Genomic DNA, 19,636 nt, shown 5'->3' with positions numbered 1-19,636 from the left:
CGGCCGGCCCGCGCACCGCGTGAGCGGCGCCGTACCCGGGGCGGCTCCACCGCCGACGGTGCGGTCGTCGTCGACGAGGCGGCCGTGGTCACCGAGGCCGTGCCGGTCGAGGCCGGGGCCGAGGGCGACGCTCCGCGTCGTCGCCGCCGTCGCCCGCGTTCGGCTGCCGCCGGCACCGAGACGGCCGCAGTGGTCGAGGCAGCCCCGGCCGCGGAGGGCGACGCTCCGCGCCGCCGGACCCGCACCCGTCGGGCTGTCACCGACGAGAGCTGAGCCACCTACGGTCCAGGGGCTCGGGGAACAGCAACGGGATCCGGCGTGCGGGTCAGCAGGCGAAAGTGCCTGCCCCTGCACGCGGGAGTGACCTTGTACGAGGTCGGCGTTGCAGTTCCCCGAGCCCCTGTCGTGCGCCCACTAGGCTCGGCGGTGTGAGTACTCCGCCGTTTCTGAAGCTGCCCGTCTGTGCCAGTGCTGTTCGGCTGGCGACCTCGCGGGGAAGTTTTGCGTCCCTCGTTGCCGAGCCCGCCGGGCCGGTGCGGGGGACCGCGCTGTTGGTGCCCGGGTTCACCGGGAGCAAGGAGGACTTCATCGCCCTCCTGGAGCCACTGGCCGAGCAGGGCTACCGCACGGTGGCGGTCGACCAGCGCGGCCAGTACGAGACCGGCGGTGACGACGAGCCCGCCGCGTACGCGATCGACGAGCTCGCACTCGACCTGATCGCGCTGAGTGCGGCGCTGGGCACCGCGACCCCGCTGCACCTGCTGGGGCACTCCTTCGGCGGTCAGGTCAGCCGGCAGGCGGTGCTGACGGCGGATCAGCGCGGCGGGCCGCTGCCGTGGCGGTCGCTCACGCTGCTCTCCACCGGCCCGGCCGCGATCGACCCGAGCGAGGCCGCCCGTACCAAGCTGCTGATCGACGCGCTGGGCGGGATGAGCCTGGAGGAGATCTGGCAGCTGCTGCAGCAGATGGATCAGGACAAGCCCCGGCCGCACCCCGAGATCGGTGAGTTCCTGCACCGCCGCTGGGTGGCCAACCGCCCGGAGGCACTGGTCGTGATGGGCGGACACCTGGTCTCCGCGCCGGATCTGGTGGCCGAGCTGGCCGAGGTCCCGCTGGCCAAGCAGGTGATCTCCGGCGAGCAGGACTACGCGTGGCCGGTGCCGGAGCAGATCTCGATGGCCGACCGGCTGGGTGTCCGGCACACCACGGTGCCCGGGGCTCTGCACTCGCCCAACGCGGAGCAGCCTGAGGCGACCGCCGCCGTGCTCGCCGGCTTCTGGAACCTGACGGAATAGCCGCTGGTCAGCGCCCTGTCCTGGTTTCCGACCGACAGAGATTCGTTAGTTCGGGTAATATTTGAATCTGTCCGGGAATCATCGCGCTCCGCGCTCTGTTGATGAGAACGGCGCCCAGTGCGCCGAAACCGGGACTTTACGGGCGGGCAACCGCCCCGAAGCAGCAGTACGGCACCGTGGTTGATGAGGCTCGATCAGCTTCCGCCCGGTGCCGATTGGTGAAGCAGTACGACAGCAGCACCCCGGACGACGAAGACCGAGCTGTCAGTTGAAGCCTCAGTCATGCAGTGAGGCAGGGAAGGGAGAACCCATGCGTTTCGAGATCCTCCGCCTGGACGATGTCCAGGGCATCGCCACCGACACCCTGATCGCCGACGCGGACACCGTCCGCGAGTTCGTGGAGCGGGCCGCCCGCACCGGCGAGCGCCTGTACATCCGCCCGTTCAAGACGGTGTGACGGGGGCCGGTCCGGCTTCGGCCGGGCCCGAGATCCCGATACCCAACTGACGCCCCGTCACCAGCACCACCGGTGACGGGGCGTCAGTGTGCCCGCCGCGCAACCGGCTCCGAGCTGCCGTACGTTTGCCGCCGCCCGCCACGGGACATCCCCCAACGGGGCCGCCACCGGCCCGGACGGAGTCGCACTCCATCCGGGTGATCGTCCTTGACTCGGCGCTCCGGAGGGAGGAGCGTTGTCCGTTATGAGGGGCGAGCCAAGCTGCCCGAGGTGCGCCGGCCGGGTCCGCGCGCCCGGTCTTTTCTCCGATACCTGGCAGTGCGACCAGCACGGCGCCGTGCACCCGATGCAGCCGGTGCTGCCACCGAGTGTGGAGGCGCTGGGCGTCGCCGTGGCGCGGTCGCAGGTGCCGGTCTGGCTGCCGTGGCCGCTGCCGGTCGGCTGGCTGTTCACCGGGATCGCGCACGCGGGAGACGACGTCTCCGGCGCCCGCGCCACCGCCGTGGCCTGCTCGGGCCCGGGGCCGCTGGGCGGTTTCGGCGAGCTGGTGCTGGTCGCCGAGGAGCTCGGCGTCGGCCTCGGCGCCCGGTACGCGGGCCTGCCGGGCCCCGACCCGGGCCCCAGCGTCTCGCTCTACAAGCCGGCCGACGCCAAGGTGACCGCCGCCGGGCGGCCGACCCCGATGTTCCACGTCCCCGAGGCCCCGGACGACCGGGCGGTCTACGTCGGCGAGGCGCGCGGGCTCTGGATCTGGGCGATCGCCTGGCCCGAGCAGTCGGCGCTGATGATGTACGACGAGCTGGTGCTCACCGATCTGCGGGACGCGGGGGCCGAGCTCGGGCTGCTGCCCTGTGGGGCGCCGTCCCCGAGGCTGCTCGGCTAGCAACCTCCGGCGTACATTTGGGCTCCACCGACCCGCGAGGAGCCGTCACCCGTGCGCATCGACCTGCACGCCCACAGCAACGCCTCGGACGGCACCGACTCCCCCGCCGAGCTGGTCGCCAACGCCGTGGCCGCCGGTCTGGACGTGGTCGCGCTGACCGACCACGACACGGTGGCGGGCCACGCCGAGGCGGCCGAGGCGGTCCGCGGCACCGGGCTGACCCTGGTGCCGGGGGCCGAGCTGTCCTGCCGGGTCGGCGGCATCAGCCTGCACCTGCTGGCGTACCTCTTCGACCCGGCCGAGCCCGCCTTCGCCACCGAGCGGGAGCTGGTCCGCACCGACCGGTTCCGCCGGGGGCGGGCGGTGGTGGAGCGCTGCCGGGAGCTGGGTGCGCCGATCAGCTGGGAGCAGGTGGAGCGGATCGCCGGCACCGGTTCGGTGGGCCGCCCGCACATCGCCAGCGCGCTGGTCGAGGCGGGCGTGGTGGCGACCGTCTCGGACGCGTTCACCCACGACTGGCTGGCCAACGGCGGCCGGGCCGACGTACCCAAGCACGAGACCGACCCGGCGACGGCCGTCCGGCTGGTCCGGGCGGCGGGCGGGGTGCCGGTGTTCGCCCACCCCGGCGCGGTGAAGCGCGGCCGGACGGTCTCCGACCAGGTGATCGCCGATCTGGCGGCGGCCGGTCTGGGCGGCCTGGAGGTGGACCACCTGGACCACGACGAGGAGACCCGGGCCCGGCTGCGGGTGCTGGCCGCCGAGTTGGGGCTGCTGGCCACCGGGTCGAGCGACTACCACGGCCACCGCAAGACCGTCCGCCTCGGTGAGTACACCACCGACCCTGCGGTGTACGAGGCGCTGCTGGCGCAGGCGACCGGAGCCAAGCCGATCTCCGGGTGAGCCGGAGGGTCCGGGGCCGCGGCACGTGCCAGAATCAGACGATTCGTCACATAGGCCGCGTTTCACCCTGAGAGCAGCGCCCGCCGATGGCCTTCTTCGACGTCACGACCTTCGGGTCGCTCTTCGTCACCCTCTTCGTGATCATGGATCCGCCCGGCACCATCCCGATCTTCCTGGCGCTCACCTCCGGCCGGGCGGCCAAGGTGCAGCGGAAGATGGCCTGGCAGGCCGCCGCCGTGGCGCTCGGGGTGATCACCTGCTTCGGCCTGTTCGGCCGTCAGATCCTGGACTACCTGCACGTCTCGATCCCGGCGCTGCAGGTCTCCGGCGGCATCCTGCTGCTGCTGATCGCCCTCGACCTGCTGACCGGCAAGATCGAGGAGCCGACCCAGACCAAGGACGTGAACGTCGCCCTGGTGCCGCTCGGCACCCCGCTGCTGGCCGGGCCCGGTGCGATCGTCGCGGTGATCCTGGCGGTCCAGGGTGCCCACGGGGCGGCCCAGGACCTGGCGGTGTGGACCGCGATCCTGGCCGTGCACGTGGTGATGTGGCTGACCATGCGGTTCTCGCTGGTGATCATCCGACTGATCAAGGAGGGTGGCGTGGTGCTGATCACCCGGCTCTCCGGGCTGCTGCTCTCGGCGATCGCGGTCCAGCTGGTGGCCAGCGGCGTGTACGGCTTCATCAAGGACTACCAGTCCTGAACGACCAGGTCCTGACCGGCCGTCAGTCCAGCGGTACGCCCCGGCGCAGCGGGTCGCGCAGGTCGGTGCCGTGCCGCAGCCAGCGCTCCTCCAGCACGGCCGCGCCGTGCACCCGCTTGTAGCCGGCCTCGTTCGGCGTCATCGGCAGCAGCGGCAGGAAGCGCACCGGCTCGGCCGGCTCGGCCAGCTCGAGGTCGGGGACAAGCCCGCCGGGCTCGGCGGCCAGCACCGAGGTGAACGGGGCGCCCGCCCAGAGCGGCGCCCCGAGGTCGAGCGAACCGCCCGGCGCCAGCACCAGACCCTCGACCTGCGGGGTGGCGGCGAAGGTGGCCAGCGTACGGAGCACGTCGTCGTGCGCCCCACGGACCGTCAGCACCAGCTCGACCCGGGGGCCGCGGACCGGATCGGCGACCACCGAGGTGGGGTCGGCCATCGGTGCGGCCGACATCCCGAGCGTGACATACCTCACCAGTGCGTCGGCATCCGGGCCGAAGCGCAGCACCTCGATCCGGTCCGCGCCGAGGAAGGTGACGGCGGCCCGGCCGCTCGGTTCACCGAAAGTTGCCAGCAGACGGGCCTCGACGGCGGCCAGCACGGACGTGCGGGAGAGCTCGGCGGGGTCGTGGAAGTCGTGCGCCATGGCCAGACCCTAACCCGCCGCCGGTGTCCGGCCGGTGCTTACCCACAGCGCTGGCACCCCGTCAACTGTTAGGGTATGTAGCTGGCCACTGGGGAGTCTCCGCCCACAGGGCCGCGACGTGAAGGAGGTGGTTCGCGGTGGATACCAGCCGACCATGCAGTACCGGCAGCTCTGCCCGGCCGCGTCGCCTTCACCCCGCCCTCGTCTGAGCGGCGGGCCCACTCCTCGACGGAGTTCCTGAGGCAGCGTCACGTCCGACCGGGAGAGCACATTCCCCGGAGTCGCAGCGTCCAAACCGCGCCCCAGCAAGGCACCTGGACTTTTTCCGCAGCTCCGGAACACCGGCCACGGCCGGCCATGAACGTGCCGCCTTGCCGTCGCACCACGGTCCGTCACCCACGTGCCGTCCTGCGACGCCTCCTGCCCGAGGAGTCCGTCATGTCGATGATCAACAACCTGCGTGCCGCCGTCCGTCCACGTCCCCGCCGGGCGGAGCTGAACGGCTTCGACCCGGCGCACGACAGCCAGACCCCGTCCGCCGTGGTGGACTGCGCGGTCTACCAGGACGGCAAGCGCAACGGTGAGCGGTGCAGCCCCCGGGAGGCCGCCCGCCGGGTCCGCGCGGCCCGGGAGACGGATGCAGGATCGTTCAGCTGGATCGGCCTGCACGAGCCCACCGAGGCCGAGTTCGAGGGCATCGCGCAGCGCTTCGGGCTGCACCCGCTGGCCGTGGAGGACGCGGTGCACGCGCACCAGCGCCCCAAGGTCGAGCGCTACGACGACGTGCTGTTCGCGGTCTTCAAGACCATCCGCTACGTCGAGCACGACCAGCTCACCCCGACCAGCGAGGTGGTCGAGACCGGCGAGCTGATGGTCTTCGTCGGGCCCGACTTCGTGATCACCGTCCGGCACGGCGGGCACAGTTCACTGCACGAGCTGCGGCGCAGGCTGGAGAGCGCCGGTGAGATCGGCGACGTCCCCGGCCTGCTGGCCAAGGGCCCGTCCGCCGTCCTGCACGCCATCGCCGACCAGGTGGTGGACAACTACCTGCTGGTCGCCGACCGGCTGCAGACCGACGTGGACGACATCGAGTTCGACGTCTTCGCCAACAAGGGCGGCCGGGGCGCGGACGTCGGCCGGGTGTACCAGCTCAAGCGCGAGGTGCTGGAGTTCAAGCGCGCGGTGTCGCCGCTGCTCCGCCCGATGCAGCAGCTCTCCGAGCCCGGCCAGCGGCTGGTCGACCCGGACATCCGCAAGTACTTCCGCGACGTCGCCGACCACCTGACCCGGGTGGTCGAGCAGGTGCACGGCTTCGACGAACTGCTCAACTCGCTGCTCCAGGCCAACCTGGCGCAGGTCTCGGTCGCGCAGAACGAGGACATGCGCAAGATCACCTCGTGGGCGGCCATCTTCGCCGTCTCCACCATGGTCACCGGCGTCTACGGGATGAACTTCGACTTCATGCCGGAGCTGCACTCCCGGTACGGCTACCCGATCGTGATGGCCGGCATCGCCGTCCTCTGTATCGGCATGTACCGGGGCTTCCGCCGCAACGGCTGGCTCTAGCCGTTGCTCCGGCCGCCCCGGGCGACCAGGACCAGACCGAGCAGGATGACCACCAGCGCCGGGTACGCGGCGACCGGCGGCAGCTGGCCGAGCCAGAGCGCCGCGATCAGTGCGGCGCCGGGGGTCTCCAGCAGGATCGCGGTCGAGGTGACCGACGGGCCGAGGGTGCGCACCACCCGGTTGCTGAGCGAGTGGCCGAGCAGTTGGGCGGCCACCATCAGCAGCGCGATCTGCCACCAGACTCCGGCCGACCAGCCGCCCATCTGCACTCCGCCGACCAGGCAGACCGCCAGCAGCACCACGGCCGTGGTGGCGTAGCAGACCAGGGTGTACGCGGTGGTGCTGACGGTCCGTCGGACCTCGGCGCCCAGCAGCATGTACCCGGCGGCGGCCAGCCCGGCGCCCAGTGCCAGCGCGTCACCGAGCAGCGCGTCCGGCGAGAGCGACATGTCGACACCGGTCAGCACCAGCACACCGGCGAACGCCACACACGTACCGATCCAGACCAGCCGGGGCGGCCGGTGCCCGAGCAGCCGCATCAGCAGGATCGTCCACAGCGGCGTGGTGGTCACCAGCGCGGTCGCCGACGCCACCGAGGTCATCCGCAGGCTCGGCATCCAGAGCGCGAAGTGCAGCGCCAGCAGCACCCCCGCCGCCACCGCCAGCAGCAGCGCCCGGCGGCCGATCCCGCGCAGCTCGGCCCGGTGCCGCAGCAGCGCGTACGGGCCGAGTACCCCGACCGACATGACGTTCCGCCAGAACGCGATGGCCAGCGCCGGAGCAGCGGTGGCACTGATCAGCGGGGCGGACAGCGAGATGCCGGTGATCGAGACCGCCAGCAGCAGCAGGTCCACCCTGGGCAGCGTGGTGGGTTGGGCAGTGAGCGCGGGTGCCGCAGCCGGGGCGGGCGTGGCGGTGTCGGGCCGGGCGGCGGGCACAGCTCTCCTCAGGATGTCGAATACCGATGGACACCACGGTAAGGGCTGTAACAGACCCATGAAACTGTCGTCCTGAGCCGTGAGACACCACCCGGACGGCACCCGCCGGTGAAGCCTTACGCTGTCGGCCATGGAGCCTACGACGACCGACGCCGCCACCGGACCCGACCGGGCCACGCTGGACCGGGCACTGCTGGAGGAGGCCGCGAAGAAGTCCGGTCTGCTCTGGGTCCGGGCCGAGGGACAGCCGCAGAGCCGGGCCCTCTGGCACGCCTGGCACGACGGCGCGGTGGTGGTGGTCGGCGACGGCATCGAACAGCCCCTGCACGGGCTGACAGCCGGTCAGCCCGCCGAGGTCATCGTCCGCAGCAAGGACAAGTGGGGCCGCCTCACCGCCTGGCCCGCCACCGTCACCGAGCTCGCCCCCGACAGCGACGCCTGGCTCGGCGCGGTCGAGGAGCTCAAGGGCAAGCGCCTGAACGCCCCCGACACCGACACCATCGCCGAGCGGTGGGCCCGCGAGTGCCGTGTCCTCCGGCTGACGCCCACCGGCCCGCTCACCGAGCAGCCCGGCAGCATGCCCGACGCCTCGCACGCCACCACCCCGATGCCCACCCCGGCCACCACCCGCAAGCCCATCCCGGCGGGGCTGCCGAAGCTGCTCTTCAAGAAGCGCTGAGCAGCTACGGTCAGGGGCTCGGGGAACTGCGACGCCGACCTCGGAAGCGTTCAACGTACGTGTGTGGTCAGGCACTTTCGCAGTGACCCGCACGCCAGATCTCCTCGCAGTTCCCCGAGCCCCTGATGGCTGAGCGTGTGCGCAGGTTGACCCTCACACCGTGTCAGGCTCTGGAGTAGCCCCATCATGTTCAACATCGGAGACTTCGCGAAGCACGGCCGGGTATCCGTCCGGATGCTCCGCCACTACGACGCCATCGGCCTGCTGCTCCCCGCCCGGGTGGACCCGTTCACCGGGTACCGGGGCTACGAGGCGGCCCAACTCGCCCGGCTCAACCGCATCATCGCGCTCAAGGACCTCGGCTTCACCCTCCAGCAGGTGACCGCCATCGTCGACGAGCAGGTGAGCGCGGAGGAGCTGCGCGGGATGCTCCGCCTGCGACAGGCGGAACTGGCGGCGGCAGTGCAGGAGGCAGCCGTCCGGCTGGCCCGGGTCGAGTCGAGGCTCCGGACGATCGAGAGTGAGGGGCACATGCCTTCCGACGACGTTGTGGTCAAGAGCATCCCGGCGGTCCGGGTGGCCCGACTGTCCACCGTGGTGGACAGCTTCGAACCGGAGCACATCGGCCCTGCGGTCGGCCCGCTGTTCGGGCGGCTCTGCGGCCTGCTCGCCGAGGCGGGGCTGACCGCGGCCGGCCCGAGCCTGGCGTACTACGAGGAGGTCGGGCCCGGCACCGAGCAGGTCCGCGCGTTCGTGGCGATCCCGGTCAACGCCGAGCCCGACCCGGCGTACGGCTTCGAGGTCGCCGACCTGCCCGCCCTGCCGGTGGCGGCCACCATCGTGCACCGCGGGGCGATGGACGACATCCTGCCGACCTCGCAGACCCTGGCCCGGTGGATCGACTCCACCGGCCACCGCTCGCTCGGCTACAGCCGCGAGCTGTACATCCAGTGCGAGGGCGACCCGTCCACCTGGGTGACCGAGCTCCAGGAGCCGGTCACCACAGGCTGACCCACGGTCAGGACCCGGACGGCGACCGGCCGTTGGGCATCAGCCGTTGGACCACTGCCGGGTGGAGAGCACCAGCCGGTAGCCGTCCGGGTCCTCGACCGTCACGCCCCACTCGTCCCAGTACGGGTTGTGCGCCTTCACCCGGCGCCCGCCGTGCGCCTCCAGCCGGGCCACCAGCTCCTCCGGCACGGCCTCGCCCAGGTAGACCACGAAGAGGTCCTCGACGGTCGGCCGGGGCCGGATCTCCCCGGCGTCGACCAGCTCCAGGTGCCAGGCGGCGTCCGGCCAGCCGGCCATCAGCAGCGAGTGCTCCTCGGTGGTGCCGTCGGCCTCGTGGCGGTACAGCACGCTCAGGCCGAGCCCGTCGATCCAGAACCGCTCCGCTGCCGCCAGGTCCCCGGACGGCCTGGCGATCCTGACATGTGACGACCCGTTCACGGTTTTCCCCTCCGTTGACGAACCCCGACCGTACCGCCGACCCACCCGGCGCCGGTCGGCGGGCTGCGCGGTTCCCGGCCAGGTAGCCTGGGCCCGGATCGTCGCGAGAGAGGAAGTCCATGGCAGGGCCAGGCAGCCGGGTCTTCATCTCCCACCTCTCCGGGATCGCGGTCTTCGACCCGAACGGCGACCAGGTCGGCCGGGTCCGCGACGTGGTGGTCTCGCTGCGGATCGGCGGACGCCCGCCCCGGGTACTCGGCCTGGTGGTCGAGGTGGTCGGCCGCCGCCGGATCTTCCTGCCGATGACCCGGGTGACCAGCCTGGAGTCCGGCCAGGTGCTCACCACCGGCGTCATCAACATGCGGCGGTTCGAGCAACGCCCGTCCGAGACCCTGGTGCTGGCCGAGCTGCTGGACCGCACCGTCACCTGGACCAAGACCGGCGCCGAGGTCACCGTGCTGGACGTGGCGATGGTGCAGACCCGGGTCCGCGAGTGGGAGATCAGCAAGGTCTTCGTCCAGTCCGGCAAGGTCTCCAGGCTGCGCAAGGCCAAGGGCGAGACGCTCACCCTGGACTGGTCCGCCGTCAGCGGTTTCGCACTGGTCGAGGAGGGCCAGGGCGCGGCCAACCTGCTGGCCACCTTCGAACAGCTCCGCCCCGCCGACCTGGCCAACGTGATGCACCACCTCTCCCCCAAGCGCCGCGCCGAGGTGGCCGCCGCCCTCGACGACGACCGGCTGGCCGACGTCCTGGAGGAGCTGCCGGAGGACGACCAGGTCGAGATCATCGGCAAGCTCAAGGACGAACGCGCCGCCGACGTGCTGGAGGCGATGGACCCGGACGACGCCGCCGACCTGCTCTCCGACCTCCCCGAGGAGGCGGCCGAACGGCTGCTGCGCCTGATGGAGCCCGAGGACGCCGCCTCGGTCCGCCGCCTGCTCAGCTACGAGGAGAACACCGCCGGCGGTCTGATGACCACCGAGCCGATCGTGCTGGAGCCGGACGCCACCGTGGCCGAGGCGCTGGCCCGGGTCCGGGTCTCCGACAACAAGCCCGCGCTGGCCGCCCAGGTGTACGTCTGCCGCCCGCCGAACGAGACCCCAACCGGCAAGTACCTCGGCACCGTCCACTTCCAGCGGCTGCTCCGCGAACCGCCGTACACCCTGGTCGGCTCGCTGGTCGACGACGACCTCGACCCGCTGCCGCCGGACACCCCGCTGCAACTGGTCACCAGCTACCTGGCGGCGTACAACATGGTGGCGGCCCCGGTGGTGGACGAGGCCGACCACCTGCTCGGCGCGGTCACCGTCGACGACGTGCTCGACCACCTGCTGCCGGACGACTGGCGCGAGGCCGCCCTGCACACGGGCGACGCACACGAAAGCGAGGCGACTGGTGGACGCTGACCGCAAGGGGCGCCGGGACGAGAAGGGCCGCCGGGACGAGACCCCGCGCCAGCGCCTCCAGGGCGAGCTGCGCGAGCTCCGGGAGCTGCGCGAACTGCGCGCCCGCGAGGGCTCCCAGCGCCGCACCGCCCGCCCCGAGCCGAGCGGCCCGGCCCGCAGCCGGCTGGACCAGCCGCGGACCAGCCGGCCCGGTCTGATCACGCTGCCCGTGTACGACCCGGAGGCGTTCGGCAAGCTCTCGGAGCGGATCGCCCGCTTCCTCGGCACCGGCCGGTTCATCGTCTGGATGACGGTGGTGGTCGTCGCCTGGGTGGTCTGGAACACCCTCGGTCCGGTCAGCTGGCGGTTCGACGACTACCCCTTCATCTTCCTCACCCTGATGCTCTCCCTACAGGCCTCCTACGCCGCCCCGCTGATCCTGCTGGCACAGAACCGCCAGGACGACCGGGACCGGGTCAACATGGAGCAGGACCGGGCCCGCAGCGACCGCAACATCGCCGACACCGAGTACCTGACCCGCGAGGTCGCGGCCCTGCGACACGGGCTCGGCGAGGTCGCCACCCGCGACTTCGTCCGCTCCGAACTGCAGGCCCTGCTCAAGGAACTGGACGAACGCCGGGGCGCCGCAGACCGGTTGTGACCGGCGGCACGTTACCGCCGGGTCGGCGGAGTTTCGGCGCGCCGTACCATCAAGGCATGGCCAACGAGACAGAGGTTGCGGCAGGCGTCACGGAGGAGTCCGTACGCGAGGCGCTGGCGACCGTCAACGACCCGGAGATCAACCGTCCGATCACCGAGATCGGCATGGTGAAATCGGTCGAGATCGGTGACGGCGGCGCCGTCCGGGTCGCGATCTACCTGACCGTCTCGGGCTGCCCGATGCGCGAGACCATCACCGAACGGGTGACCACCGCCGTCTCCGGCGTCGCCGGGGTGACGGAGGTTCAGGTCGAGCTCGACGTGATGAGCGAGGAGCAGCGCAAGGAGCTCTCCCACCTGCTCCGCGGCGGCGCCCCCGAGCGGGAGATCCCGTTCGCCAAGCCCGGCACGCTGACCCGGGTCTACGCCGTCGCCTCTGGCAAGGGCGGCGTCGGCAAGTCCTCGGTGACCGTCAACCTGGCCGCCGCGATGGCCGCCGACGGCCTCAAGGTCGCCGTGGTGGACGCCGACATCTACGGCCACAGCATCCCCCGGATGCTCGGTGTCGAGGGCCGCCCGACCCAGGTCGAGGACATGATCATGCCGCCGTCCTCGCACGGCGTGAAGGTCATCTCGATCGGCATGTTCACCCCGGGCAACGCCCCCGTGGTGTGGCGCGGCCCGATGCTGCACCGCGCCCTCCAGCAGTTCCTGGCCGACGTCTACTGGGGCGACCTCGACGTCCTGCTGCTCGACCTCCCGCCGGGCACCGGCGACATCGCCATCTCGGTCGCCCAGCTGGTCCCGAACGCCGAGATCCTGATCGTCACCACCCCGCAGATGGCCGCCGCCGAGGTGGCCGAACGGGCCGGCACCATCGCGCTGCAGACCCACCAGAAGATCGTCGGCGTGATCGAGAACATGTCGGGCATGCCCTGCCCGCACTGCGACGAGATGATCGACGTCTTCGGCACCGGCGGCGGCCAGACCGTCGCCGACGCCCTCACCCGCTCCGTCGGCGCCACCGTCCCCGTCCTCGGCTCCATCCCGATCGACGTCCGCCTCCGCGAGGGCGGCGACGACGGCCGCCCGGTCGTCCTGGCCGCCCCCGACTCCCCCGCCGCCACCGCCCTCCGCACCATCGCGGGCAAGCTCGGCGGCCGCCAGCGCGGCCTCTCCGGCCTGTCGCTGGGGCTGACCCCGAAGAACAAGTTCTGACGCACCGTCACCGAAGGCCCCGGGAACCACTCCCGGGGCCTTCGGCGTCCCCGGGCTCATGAGGGGATGTCTGATCGTCGGCCTGGTACCCATCGCGGCGCTGGCGCTGCTGCTGAGCCTGGCCGGCACCACCGAGGCCGAGCAGCCCGAGCTGTTCCCCGGGCTGCGGGAGAACCGTGCGCCGTTGGTGTTGGTGCTGCTGGTGGTCGGGGTGCTGGCCACCGTGGCGGCCTTGGCTCTGGCGGTGCGGGGGTCGCGGTGGGTGCTGATCTCGGTGGGCGTGATGGGCGTGCTGCTGCTCGGCGGCGCGGTCTGCCGCACCGTAACGCTGGCTCCGATGTTGCACTGCTCGGGACACACCGCGATCAGCCGCGAGGAGGACGGCTCCTACCGGTGCGCCGATCGGTGACTCAGCGGCCGTTGTAGACCGTCAGGTCGGGGACGGTGGCGAAGCCCGCGCCGTAGGCGCTGATGCCGCGGCCGTAGGCGCCGAGCAGGACGCCGGGGGCCTCGCCCGCGAGCACCCAGCCGTATTCGGACTCGCGGTAGCGGAAGGGCTGCGGGAGGCCGTTGACGGGGAGGGTGAGGGGGGACCAGCCGGGGCCGTCGAGGTCGTCGGCGAGGTCCCAGGCGAGGGCGCTCTGCTGGTCGAGCCAGTCCTGGCGGAGGGTGCGGTCGAGCTGGCCGGGCCAGGTGGCGGCGAGTAGTCCCGAGCCGGCCAGCCAGGCGGCGGAGGAGGCGGAGGTGGCTTCGAGCATCCCGGTGTTGTCGGCGCTGCGGCGGCTGTCCCGGCGGGCCACCGTGACCACCACGGCGAACTTGCGGAGGTCCCGGGCCTCGTAGTGCTTGGCGGGCTCCTCGCCGTGCCCGAGGGTGCCGTAGTCGATCGGCTGCTCGACCCGGCCCGGCGTCGCCCCGGCCTGCATCAGCCAGCGCCGCCCGGTCCAGCCGTCGTCCAGGCCGTACCAGGGGAAGTCGGCGGCCAGGTACGGCGCCAGCGGGTCCACCGCCGCCCGGGTCTGCGCTCCCACGGTGGCGCCCACCGTGGCCGTCCCCACCGCACGGCTACTCGCGTCCATCCCTGGGCCTCCTCGTACCGCACTGATCAATGGCTCTCAGCACAATAGCGGCGGACACGCCGACGCCCCGCTCAGCGTGGCGGCCGGGCGGGGCGTCGGGGCGACGAACAGGGGTCAGGTGGCGTCCGGGTCGAACGGCGGGCGCTCGTCCTTCTGCAGTGGATCAGCGGCGATCGGCGAGGCTATCGGGGAGGCGAGCGGCGAGGCCGACTTGGTCAGGTCAGCGACCGCCCGGCTCGGCGCCGGGTCGTCGTTGAGCACGGACTTGATGTCGAGGCCGTCCCGGATCTCCTTGAAGCCCAGCGGGTCCTCGTTGCCGCCGAGCAGCTGCTTGCGGACGAAGGTCTTCGGGTTCAGGTCCTCGAAGTCGAAGTCCTTGAAGTCCGGGCCCAGCTCCGAGCGGATGTCCTCCTTGGCACTGTCCGCGAAGGTACGCACCTTGCGGACGAAGCCCATCACGTCCTGGATCAGCTTCGGCAGTTTGTCCGGGCCGAAGATCACGATGGCCAGGATGACCAGTGTCACGACCTCAAGTGGGCCTACGTCTGTGAACACCCGAGCTCCCGGCACCTGATGAAATCTGGACAGCGTCAGTACAGAGTAATGGCCACCGGCGTGTCCCAGGGCCCCAGCTTGATGAAGCTGTGGCAAAGAAGCAGGCCACGGGCAGCCCGCCGCGGTGGATCAGCGCAGGTAGTGCTGCGGCGCGACGGGGTTGCGGACCGCCTCCGCGCTCGGCTGCCAACTGGGCAGCGCCGCCATCAGCCCGCCGGGCGTCCGCACGGGGTACGCCGCGGGGAAGTCCACCGGAAGCACCACGGAGCCGCCGCCGGGACCGCTCACCGGGGTGACCGTGCCGTGCTGTTCCTCGCCGGAGACCGCGGAGACCCCGCCCAGGGTGACCGCCGCGACCGAGAAGGCCCCGGCCGCCGCGAAGACGAACCGCCGGCCGAGCGGTGCGGAGCGGGCCACCGGCGGCTCGGCCGCCGCCGCCAGCGGACGGAACGAGCGGCGGGCCCTCGGGTCCACCCCCGGCAGGGGGGCGCCGGCGCCAAGTGCCCCGGCCCCGAACGAGGACCCGGCACCCCGGCCGAACGAACCACCGGTCAGCCGGGAGCCGCCAAGTGTCCCGACGCCGGGCACGGCCGGGCCGCCGGCCCCGGGATGCTCGTCGTCCTCGGGCAGCGCGGCGACCGCGAGCAGCCGGGCCATCAGCAGCGCGGAGGGGTCGGGAGCGGCGCTGCGGGTCAGCAGCTGCTTGGCGGCCCGGCTCTCGTCCGCCTCGGCGAGGCAGTCGGGGCAGGTGGCCAGGTGGGCCTGGACCCGCTCGCGGGCGTCGTGGTCCAGCTCGCCGTCGACGAAGGCGGAGAGCCGGTCACCGAGGTGGTGCTGCTCGGCGAGCGGCTCGGCGGCGGCCCGCAGCGGGACCGCCCGAAGCTCCGTCACCGGCTCGGCCCGACGGCCGAGTTGGGCCCAGCCGGTGCCTCGCCTGGCCCGGCCGGTGGGTTCGGCGGAGGTCACGCCGACCCCCGATCGGCCCCGGCGGGCTCGGCACCCACCGCCACCGGCTCGGCCCCGCCCCGGCGCACCCGGCCCGGAGCGGACCCCGGAGCGCGGTGCTTGAGCGCGGCGCGCAGGTGCGAACGGCCGCGGTGGATCCGGCTGCGCACCGTCCCGAGCTTGACGCCCAGGGTCGCGGCGATCTCCTCGTAGCTGAGGCCCTCGATGTCGCAGAGCACCACGGCAGCGCGGAACTCGGGGGCCAGGGTGTCCAGCGCCTGCTGGACGTCGGCGTCGAAGTGGGTGTCGCTGAAGTGCTGGGCCGGGCTCGGCTCACGGCTGGGCAGCCGCTCGGCCGCGTCGTCGCCGAGCGCGTCGAACCGGATCCGCTGGCGGCGGCGCACCATGTCCAGGAACAGATTGGTGGTGATCCGGTGCAGCCAGCCCTCGAAGGTGCCGGGGGTGTAGGTGGAGAGCGAGCGGAACACCCGGACGAAGACCTCCTGGGTCAGGTCCTCGGCGTCGTGCTGATTGCCCGTCAGGCGGTAGGCGAGCCGGTACACCCGAGCGCTGTGCGCCTCGACGATCTCCGCCCAACTCGGCGGCGTCCAGGTCTGCGCATCGGGGCCCTCGGCGAAGGTCGCGAGCGGGGCGGGGGCGTCGGCCACCACGGTGTCGGCTGCGGTCGACTTGTCCAGGGGGGAGTGCACAGGCTGGTTCATCACGGGCTTCGGCGTACGGGCCGACGTAGAGCCGCTCAGGTGCCACAGCGTCAGGACGTCGTCCTCAGCCACACCTCCTCGGTCGGCTCTTCTGCCCAGCAGGGCCACCACCATATCCACCTCACCCGTCAGCTCCGGATAAAGCACCGATTCCCGCCCGCGGAGCACCCGCTCCATGGGCCGATCACCACTTCCCTTCAGGGTCAACGGCCGGTCTTCGAACGCGGTTCCCGCCCGGCCAGTAATCTGTGGCTGGAAATATCGACATCAGGCGCTCCGGAAGAGGCAGCCATCACCGAGTTCGGGCCCGCGCACGCGGCTCTCGCCGACACCTACGTCGGCGAGGACGCGGTGTTGACCTACGCCAGGGCCCAGTCCGCGCGGGCCGGCATCCGGGCGATCGGGCCGAGTGGCGGCGCCACGCTACGGCTGCTGGCCGCCGCCGTGGACGCCAAGGCGATCGCCGAGGTGGGCACCGGCACCGGCGTCTCCGGGGTCTACCTGCTCCGCGGGATGCGTCCTGACGGCGTGCTGACCACCGTCGACCTGGAGCCGGTCCGCCAGCAGTACGCCCGGGAGGCGTACCACGCGGCCGGCTTCGCCCCGAACCGGGCGCGCTTCATCCCCGGCCGGGCCCTGGACGTGCTGCCCCGGCTGGCGGACGGTCAGTACGACCTGGTCTTCTGCGACGGCGACCCGGCTGAATCGCAGTCGTACCTTGCAGAATCGTTGCGCCTGCTCCGACCGGGCGGCGTGGTCTGCTTCGAAGGAGTGTTCCAGGAGGGCCGGTTGGCCGAACCGAACCACCGCGACCCGCAGACCCGGGCCGTCCGAGAACTGGTCCGGGACGTCCGGGAGAGCGACCTGCTGCTGCCCGCCCTGCTGCCGGTCAGCGACGGCCTGCTCTGCGCCGTGAAGCGCTGACGCCGGCCCGATCCGGCCCCGGAAAGCACCGAGCCCGGCTCCGGTGATCCGGAGCCGGGCTCGGCGTCGTACGCGTGTCTCCAGGGAGAACGCAGGGCACCCGCTGGGTCAGCCGGTGGCCGCCTTCAGGGCGTCACCCAGGGCGCTCGCCTCATCCGGCGTGAGCTCCACTACGAGGCGTCCGCCGCCTTCGAGCGGCACTCGCATGATGATGCCCCGCCCCTCCTTGGTGACCTCGAGCGGGCCGTCACCCGTCCGCGGCTTCATGGCCGCCATGCTCGTTCCCCTTCCTGCAACCGCTCAGCTACGTCCCGGCAGTCCGTCCACCGCCGGTATCGAACGCATTGATCGGAAGCCATTATCCCGCATCAGATGGCTTGATGACCAACGTCACTCTCTCCGCACCACCGACCACACCCGCCCAGAGCACCGCATTACCCGCCAGAAGCCCCGGCGGCACTGCTCCGGCGACACCGCCAAAAGGTGCCCGACCTCACACTCCCCGGCACCCGTGGCGCTCGGGCATGCTGACTTCGTCCCACCCTCGACCCCCAGGGAGCCCTCGCCCATGTCCGACTCCGTGCTGTTCGAACTCGACGGCGGCCTGGCCGTCATCACCATCAACCGGCCCGAGGCGATGAACGCCCTGGACATCGCCACCAAGGTGGCACTCCGGGACGCCGTGATCGCGGCGGCCGAGGACAGTGCCGTCCGGGCGGTGCTGCTCACCGGTGCGGGCGAGAAGGCCTTCTGCGTCGGCCAGGACCTCAAGGAGCACCTCGGGCTGCTGGGCACCAGCGACGCGCCGCTGAAGACCGTCGCCGAGCACTACAACCCACTGGTCCGGGCGCTGGCCGGGATGAACAAGCCGACCGTCGCGGCGGTCGGCGGGGTCGCCGCCGGCGCCGGGGCCTCGCTGGCCTTCGCCTGCGACTTCCGGATCGTGGCCGACACCGCGGGCTTCAACACCTCGTTCGCCGGGGTCGCGCTGACCGCCGACTCGGGCGCCTCCTGGACCCTGCCCCGACTGGTCGGGCACGCCCGGGCCACCGAGCTGCTGATGTTCCCGCGCACCGTGAAGGCGGCCGAGGCGGCCGAACTCGGGCTGGCCACCAAGGTCGTCCCGTCCGCCGAACTGGCCGCCACCGCCCGGGAGTTCGCCCAGCGGCTGGCCCAGGGGCCGACGGTCGCGCTCGGCGCGATCAAAACCGCCCTGGCGTACGGGGCCACCCACACGCTGAGCGAACTCCTCGACAAGGAGGACGAACTCCAGACCCTGGCGGGCGCCAGCGAGGACCACCGCATCGCGGTCAACGCCTTCGTCGCCAAGCAACAGCCGGTCTACCTCGGCCGCTAACTTCGGCAAGGGCTCAGCCGGTTACGGTCCAGGGGCTCGGGGAACTGCGAGGAGGTCTGGCGTGCGGGTCACTGCGAAAGTGCCTGACCCAGTACGCACGTTGAACGCTCCAGGGGTCGGCGTCGCCCCGCGGCGGAGCCGCCCATCAGCAGAGCCCCGAGCCCCTGGCGTGTGCCTCCTGGACGCCCTGCGAAAAGTTCAGCGCGCGTGACAGTCGATCAGGTGGTCGTTGACCAGCCCGCAGGCCTGCATCAGCGCGTACGCCGTGGTCGGCCCGACGAAGCGGAAGCCCTGCTTCTTGAGCTCCTTGGCCAGCGCCGTGGACTCCGGCGTCACCGCCGGTACGTCCGCAAGGATCCGCGGCGCCGGCCGGGAGCCGGGCTCGACCGCGAACTGCCAGATCAGCGCGTCCAGTCCGCCGTCCAGCTCGCGGGCGACCCGGGCGTTGGCGATGGTGGCCGCGATCTTGGCGCGGTTCCGGATGATGCCGGGGTCCTGGAGCAGCCGCTCGGCGTCCGCCTCGTCGAACTCCGCCACCTCGGCGATCTCGAAGCCGGCGAACGCGGCCCGGAAGCCCTCCCGGCGGCGCAGGATGGTGATCCAGGACAGCCCGGACTGGAACGCCTCCAGGGCGACCCGTTCGAACAGCGCGTCGTCGCCGTGCACCGGACGGCCCCACTCGGTGTCGTGGTAGACCCGGTAGTCGTCCGTCGAGTCGCCCCAGCCGCAGCGCAGCAGGCCGTCGGCGCCCAGCACCGCTCCGGTCACTGCCCGGCCTCGCCGTCCTGGCGCTTCGTCACGTCCACCACGTCGGTCGCGGGCGTCCCGTGCGTCACCTTGGCGAACTCCTCCAGGCCGGGCAACGGCTCTTCGCCCTCGGGCGTGTTCGCCACCACCGCGCCGACCAGCACCGCGGCGGCCTCCAGCTCGGAGATCCGGGTGTCGCGGAGCGCGAGCTCGGCGCCGAGCCGGTCGAGCACGTCGTCCACCTCGTCCATCCGGTAGCCGCGCACCGCCATCGGCAGCCGGATCTCGTCCACGTCCGTCCGGCTCAGCGGCCGTTCCGGCAGCCGCGCCGCGATCCGGTCGTGCACCGCCTCGGGAAGAGTCCCGCCACCACCCAGCGCCACCAGTGCGGTTCCACCGACCACCACGGCCATCGCCACCACGACCAACCAGAACACGAGCTGTCCTCCAGTACCTTCCAGTGGACCTAGCCAGAGAGATGGGATCATGGTCCCCGAACAGACCGGGGCCCATCATTGCACCCGGGCGAGCTG

24 protein-coding genes and 1 pseudogene are annotated in these 19,636 nt (G+C 72.0%); 15 read left to right on the top strand and 10 right to left on the bottom strand.

The window, feature by feature from the left end; genetic code table 11:
* The 6 genes and pseudogenes from ACXJMZ_RS03320 to ACXJMZ_RS03295 all read left to right on the top strand — a co-directional run.
* Positions 1 to 273: pseudogene (locus ACXJMZ_RS03320) on the top strand (DEAD/DEAH box helicase); the annotation flags it as partial.
* A gap of 155 nt (positions 274 to 428) precedes the next feature.
* Positions 429 to 1,295, top strand: a complete 867-nt coding sequence (locus ACXJMZ_RS03315; protein ID WP_457028441.1) for an alpha/beta fold hydrolase — start codon at positions 429 to 431, stop codon at positions 1,293 to 1,295.
* A 310-nt stretch (positions 1,296 to 1,605) separates the two neighbouring features.
* Positions 1,606 to 1,752: a hypothetical protein gene (locus tag ACXJMZ_RS03310; RefSeq protein ID WP_200948257.1), complete on the top strand. Its 147-nt coding sequence runs from the start codon at positions 1,606 to 1,608 to the stop codon at positions 1,750 to 1,752.
* A 244-nt stretch (positions 1,753 to 1,996) separates the two neighbouring features.
* On the top strand, positions 1,997 to 2,635 hold the full coding sequence (locus tag ACXJMZ_RS03305; protein WP_057227107.1) for a DUF6758 family protein: 639 nt from the start codon (positions 1,997 to 1,999) through the stop codon (positions 2,633 to 2,635).
* 51 nt (positions 2,636 to 2,686) lie between these two features.
* Entirely contained in the window at positions 2,687 to 3,535 is an 849-nt protein-coding gene (locus ACXJMZ_RS03300; protein ID WP_457028440.1) for a PHP domain-containing protein, read from the top strand.
* A gap of 86 nt (positions 3,536 to 3,621) precedes the next feature.
* Positions 3,622 to 4,239: a MarC family protein gene (locus ACXJMZ_RS03295; RefSeq protein WP_457028439.1), complete on the top strand. Its 618-nt coding sequence runs from the start codon at positions 3,622 to 3,624 to the stop codon at positions 4,237 to 4,239.
* Positions 4,240 to 4,261: 22 nt separating this feature from the next.
* Here the strand turns inward: ACXJMZ_RS03295 and ACXJMZ_RS03290 are convergent, their stop codons facing one another.
* Positions 4,262 to 4,879, bottom strand: a complete 618-nt coding sequence (locus tag ACXJMZ_RS03290; RefSeq protein WP_457028438.1) for a suppressor of fused domain protein — start codon at positions 4,877 to 4,879, stop codon at positions 4,262 to 4,264.
* A 438-nt stretch (positions 4,880 to 5,317) separates the two neighbouring features.
* On the opposite strand from ACXJMZ_RS03290, the gene ACXJMZ_RS03285 reads away from it, so the two are divergent.
* Positions 5,318 to 6,445: a magnesium and cobalt transport protein CorA gene (locus ACXJMZ_RS03285; RefSeq protein ID WP_457028437.1), complete on the top strand. Its 1,128-nt coding sequence runs from the start codon at positions 5,318 to 5,320 to the stop codon at positions 6,443 to 6,445.
* Here ACXJMZ_RS03285 and ACXJMZ_RS03280 read toward each other — a convergent pair.
* A complete protein-coding gene (locus ACXJMZ_RS03280; RefSeq protein ID WP_457028436.1) occupies positions 6,442 to 7,383 on the bottom strand; it encodes a DMT family transporter in 942 nt (313 codons plus the stop codon). The two genes, ACXJMZ_RS03285 and ACXJMZ_RS03280, sit on opposite strands and share 4 nt — an antisense overlap.
* A gap of 130 nt (positions 7,384 to 7,513) precedes the next feature.
* Between ACXJMZ_RS03280 and ACXJMZ_RS03275 the strand changes: the two genes are divergently transcribed.
* A complete protein-coding gene (locus ACXJMZ_RS03275; protein WP_457028435.1) occupies positions 7,514 to 8,062 on the top strand; it encodes a hypothetical protein in 549 nt (182 codons plus the stop codon).
* A 186-nt stretch (positions 8,063 to 8,248) separates the two neighbouring features.
* Positions 8,249 to 9,073, top strand: a complete 825-nt coding sequence (locus ACXJMZ_RS03270; RefSeq protein WP_457028434.1) for a MerR family transcriptional regulator — start codon at positions 8,249 to 8,251, stop codon at positions 9,071 to 9,073.
* 39 nt (positions 9,074 to 9,112) lie between these two features.
* On the opposite strand, the gene ACXJMZ_RS03265 is transcribed toward ACXJMZ_RS03270, so the two are convergent.
* On the bottom strand, positions 9,113 to 9,511 hold the full coding sequence (locus tag ACXJMZ_RS03265) for a VOC family protein (protein WP_457028433.1): 399 nt from the start codon (positions 9,509 to 9,511) through the stop codon (positions 9,113 to 9,115).
* A gap of 119 nt (positions 9,512 to 9,630) precedes the next feature.
* Here ACXJMZ_RS03265 and ACXJMZ_RS03260 point away from each other — a divergent pair, with 119 nt between their 5' ends.
* The 4 genes from ACXJMZ_RS03260 to ACXJMZ_RS03245 all read left to right on the top strand — a co-directional run bounded on the left by ACXJMZ_RS03260 (position 9,631) and on the right by ACXJMZ_RS03245 (position 13,183).
* Positions 9,631 to 10,917 (top strand): magnesium transporter MgtE N-terminal domain-containing protein, encoded by a 1,287-nt coding sequence (locus tag ACXJMZ_RS03260; RefSeq protein ID WP_457028432.1) that lies wholly within the window; start codon positions 9,631 to 9,633, stop codon positions 10,915 to 10,917.
* Between the two features lie 94 nt (positions 10,918 to 11,011).
* Positions 11,012 to 11,557, top strand: a complete 546-nt coding sequence (locus ACXJMZ_RS03255; protein ID WP_457028450.1) for a DUF1003 domain-containing protein — start codon at positions 11,012 to 11,014, stop codon at positions 11,555 to 11,557.
* A gap of 56 nt (positions 11,558 to 11,613) precedes the next feature.
* On the top strand, positions 11,614 to 12,774 hold the full coding sequence (locus tag ACXJMZ_RS03250; RefSeq protein WP_057227126.1) for an Mrp/NBP35 family ATP-binding protein: 1,161 nt from the start codon (positions 11,614 to 11,616) through the stop codon (positions 12,772 to 12,774).
* A gap of 58 nt (positions 12,775 to 12,832) precedes the next feature.
* The gene (locus tag ACXJMZ_RS03245) at positions 12,833 to 13,183 is read left to right on the top strand and encodes a hypothetical protein (RefSeq protein ID WP_457028431.1); all 351 of its coding nucleotides are present in this window, start codon (positions 12,833 to 12,835) and stop codon (positions 13,181 to 13,183) included.
* A gap of 1 nt (position 13,184) precedes the next feature.
* Here the strand turns inward: ACXJMZ_RS03245 and ACXJMZ_RS03240 are convergent, their stop codons facing one another.
* From ACXJMZ_RS03240 to sigE, 4 genes are all read right to left on the bottom strand, one after another.
* Positions 13,185 to 13,853: a hypothetical protein gene (locus ACXJMZ_RS03240; RefSeq protein WP_457028430.1), complete on the bottom strand. Its 669-nt coding sequence runs from the start codon at positions 13,851 to 13,853 to the stop codon at positions 13,185 to 13,187.
* A 114-nt stretch (positions 13,854 to 13,967) separates the two neighbouring features.
* Positions 13,968 to 14,408 carry a sec-independent translocase gene (locus ACXJMZ_RS03235; RefSeq protein ID WP_457028429.1) on the bottom strand — a complete coding sequence of 147 codons (441 nt, stop codon included), beginning with the start codon at positions 14,406 to 14,408 and terminating at the stop codon, positions 13,968 to 13,970.
* Positions 14,409 to 14,537: 129 nt separating this feature from the next.
* Positions 14,538 to 15,374 (bottom strand): zf-HC2 domain-containing protein, encoded by an 837-nt coding sequence (locus ACXJMZ_RS03230; protein ID WP_457028428.1) that lies wholly within the window; start codon positions 15,372 to 15,374, stop codon positions 14,538 to 14,540.
* Positions 15,371 to 16,075 carry an RNA polymerase sigma factor SigE gene (gene sigE, locus ACXJMZ_RS03225; RefSeq protein WP_457028449.1) on the bottom strand — a complete coding sequence of 235 codons (705 nt, stop codon included), beginning with the start codon at positions 16,073 to 16,075 and terminating at the stop codon, positions 15,371 to 15,373. Before sigE ends, ACXJMZ_RS03230 begins: the two co-directional genes overlap by 4 nt.
* Before the next feature lie 291 nt (positions 16,076 to 16,366).
* Between sigE and ACXJMZ_RS03220 the strand changes: the two genes are divergently transcribed.
* Positions 16,367 to 16,999, top strand: a complete 633-nt coding sequence (locus ACXJMZ_RS03220) for an O-methyltransferase (RefSeq protein WP_057227980.1) — start codon at positions 16,367 to 16,369, stop codon at positions 16,997 to 16,999.
* A 108-nt stretch (positions 17,000 to 17,107) separates the two neighbouring features.
* Here ACXJMZ_RS03220 and ACXJMZ_RS03215 read toward each other — a convergent pair whose 3' ends face one another.
* The gene (locus ACXJMZ_RS03215; protein ID WP_082597987.1) at positions 17,108 to 17,275 is read right to left on the bottom strand and encodes a DUF3117 domain-containing protein; all 168 of its coding nucleotides are present in this window, start codon (positions 17,273 to 17,275) and stop codon (positions 17,108 to 17,110) included.
* A gap of 292 nt (positions 17,276 to 17,567) precedes the next feature.
* Between ACXJMZ_RS03215 and ACXJMZ_RS03210 the strand changes: the two genes are divergently transcribed.
* Positions 17,568 to 18,356 carry an enoyl-CoA hydratase-related protein gene (locus ACXJMZ_RS03210; RefSeq protein WP_457028427.1) on the top strand — a complete coding sequence of 263 codons (789 nt, stop codon included), beginning with the start codon at positions 17,568 to 17,570 and terminating at the stop codon, positions 18,354 to 18,356.
* Between the two features lie 198 nt (positions 18,357 to 18,554).
* Here the strand turns inward: ACXJMZ_RS03210 and ACXJMZ_RS03205 are convergent, their stop codons facing one another.
* A complete protein-coding gene (locus ACXJMZ_RS03205) occupies positions 18,555 to 19,124 on the bottom strand; it encodes a DNA-3-methyladenine glycosylase I (RefSeq protein WP_457028426.1) in 570 nt (189 codons plus the stop codon).
* On the bottom strand, positions 19,121 to 19,540 hold the full coding sequence (locus ACXJMZ_RS03200) for a DivIVA domain-containing protein (RefSeq protein ID WP_457028425.1): 420 nt from the start codon (positions 19,538 to 19,540) through the stop codon (positions 19,121 to 19,123). Before ACXJMZ_RS03200 ends, ACXJMZ_RS03205 begins: the two co-directional genes overlap by 4 nt.
* Positions 19,541 to 19,636: the final 96 nt, after the last annotated feature.

Source organism: Kitasatospora sp. P5_F3 (assembly GCF_054049135.1).
This window is presented reverse-complemented; position numbering and strand designations above follow the sequence as displayed.

Excerpts from the sequence above, each read along its gene's own strand:
- ACXJMZ_RS03310 (WP_200948257.1), top strand. The coding sequence starts at position 1,606 with ATGCGTTTCGAGATCCTCCGCCTGGACGATGTCCAGGGCATCGCCACC.
- ACXJMZ_RS03285 (WP_457028437.1), top strand. The coding sequence starts at position 5,318 with ATGTCGATGATCAACAACCTGCGTGCCGCCGTCCGTCCACGTCCCCGC.
- sigE (WP_457028449.1), bottom strand. The coding sequence starts at position 16,075 with ATGAACCAGCCTGTGCACTCCCCCCTGGACAAGTCGACCGCAGCCGAC.
- ACXJMZ_RS03240 (WP_457028430.1), bottom strand. The coding sequence starts at position 13,853 with ATGGACGCGAGTAGCCGTGCGGTGGGGACGGCCACGGTGGGCGCCACC.
- ACXJMZ_RS03305 (WP_057227107.1), top strand. The coding sequence starts at position 1,997 with ATGAGGGGCGAGCCAAGCTGCCCGAGGTGCGCCGGCCGGGTCCGCGCG.
- ACXJMZ_RS03295 (WP_457028439.1), top strand. The coding sequence starts at position 3,622 with ATGGCCTTCTTCGACGTCACGACCTTCGGGTCGCTCTTCGTCACCCTC.
- ACXJMZ_RS03275 (WP_457028435.1), top strand. The coding sequence starts at position 7,514 with ATGGAGCCTACGACGACCGACGCCGCCACCGGACCCGACCGGGCCACG.
- ACXJMZ_RS03245 (WP_457028431.1), top strand. The coding sequence starts at position 12,833 with ATGAGGGGATGTCTGATCGTCGGCCTGGTACCCATCGCGGCGCTGGCG.
- ACXJMZ_RS03260 (WP_457028432.1), top strand. The coding sequence starts at position 9,631 with ATGGCAGGGCCAGGCAGCCGGGTCTTCATCTCCCACCTCTCCGGGATC.
- ACXJMZ_RS03290 (WP_457028438.1), bottom strand. The coding sequence starts at position 4,879 with ATGGCGCACGACTTCCACGACCCCGCCGAGCTCTCCCGCACGTCCGTG.
- ACXJMZ_RS03250 (WP_057227126.1), top strand. The coding sequence starts at position 11,614 with ATGGCCAACGAGACAGAGGTTGCGGCAGGCGTCACGGAGGAGTCCGTA.
- ACXJMZ_RS03270 (WP_457028434.1), top strand. The coding sequence starts at position 8,249 with ATGTTCAACATCGGAGACTTCGCGAAGCACGGCCGGGTATCCGTCCGG.
- ACXJMZ_RS03215 (WP_082597987.1), bottom strand. The coding sequence starts at position 17,275 with ATGGCGGCCATGAAGCCGCGGACGGGTGACGGCCCGCTCGAGGTCACC.
- ACXJMZ_RS03210 (WP_457028427.1), top strand. The coding sequence starts at position 17,568 with ATGTCCGACTCCGTGCTGTTCGAACTCGACGGCGGCCTGGCCGTCATC.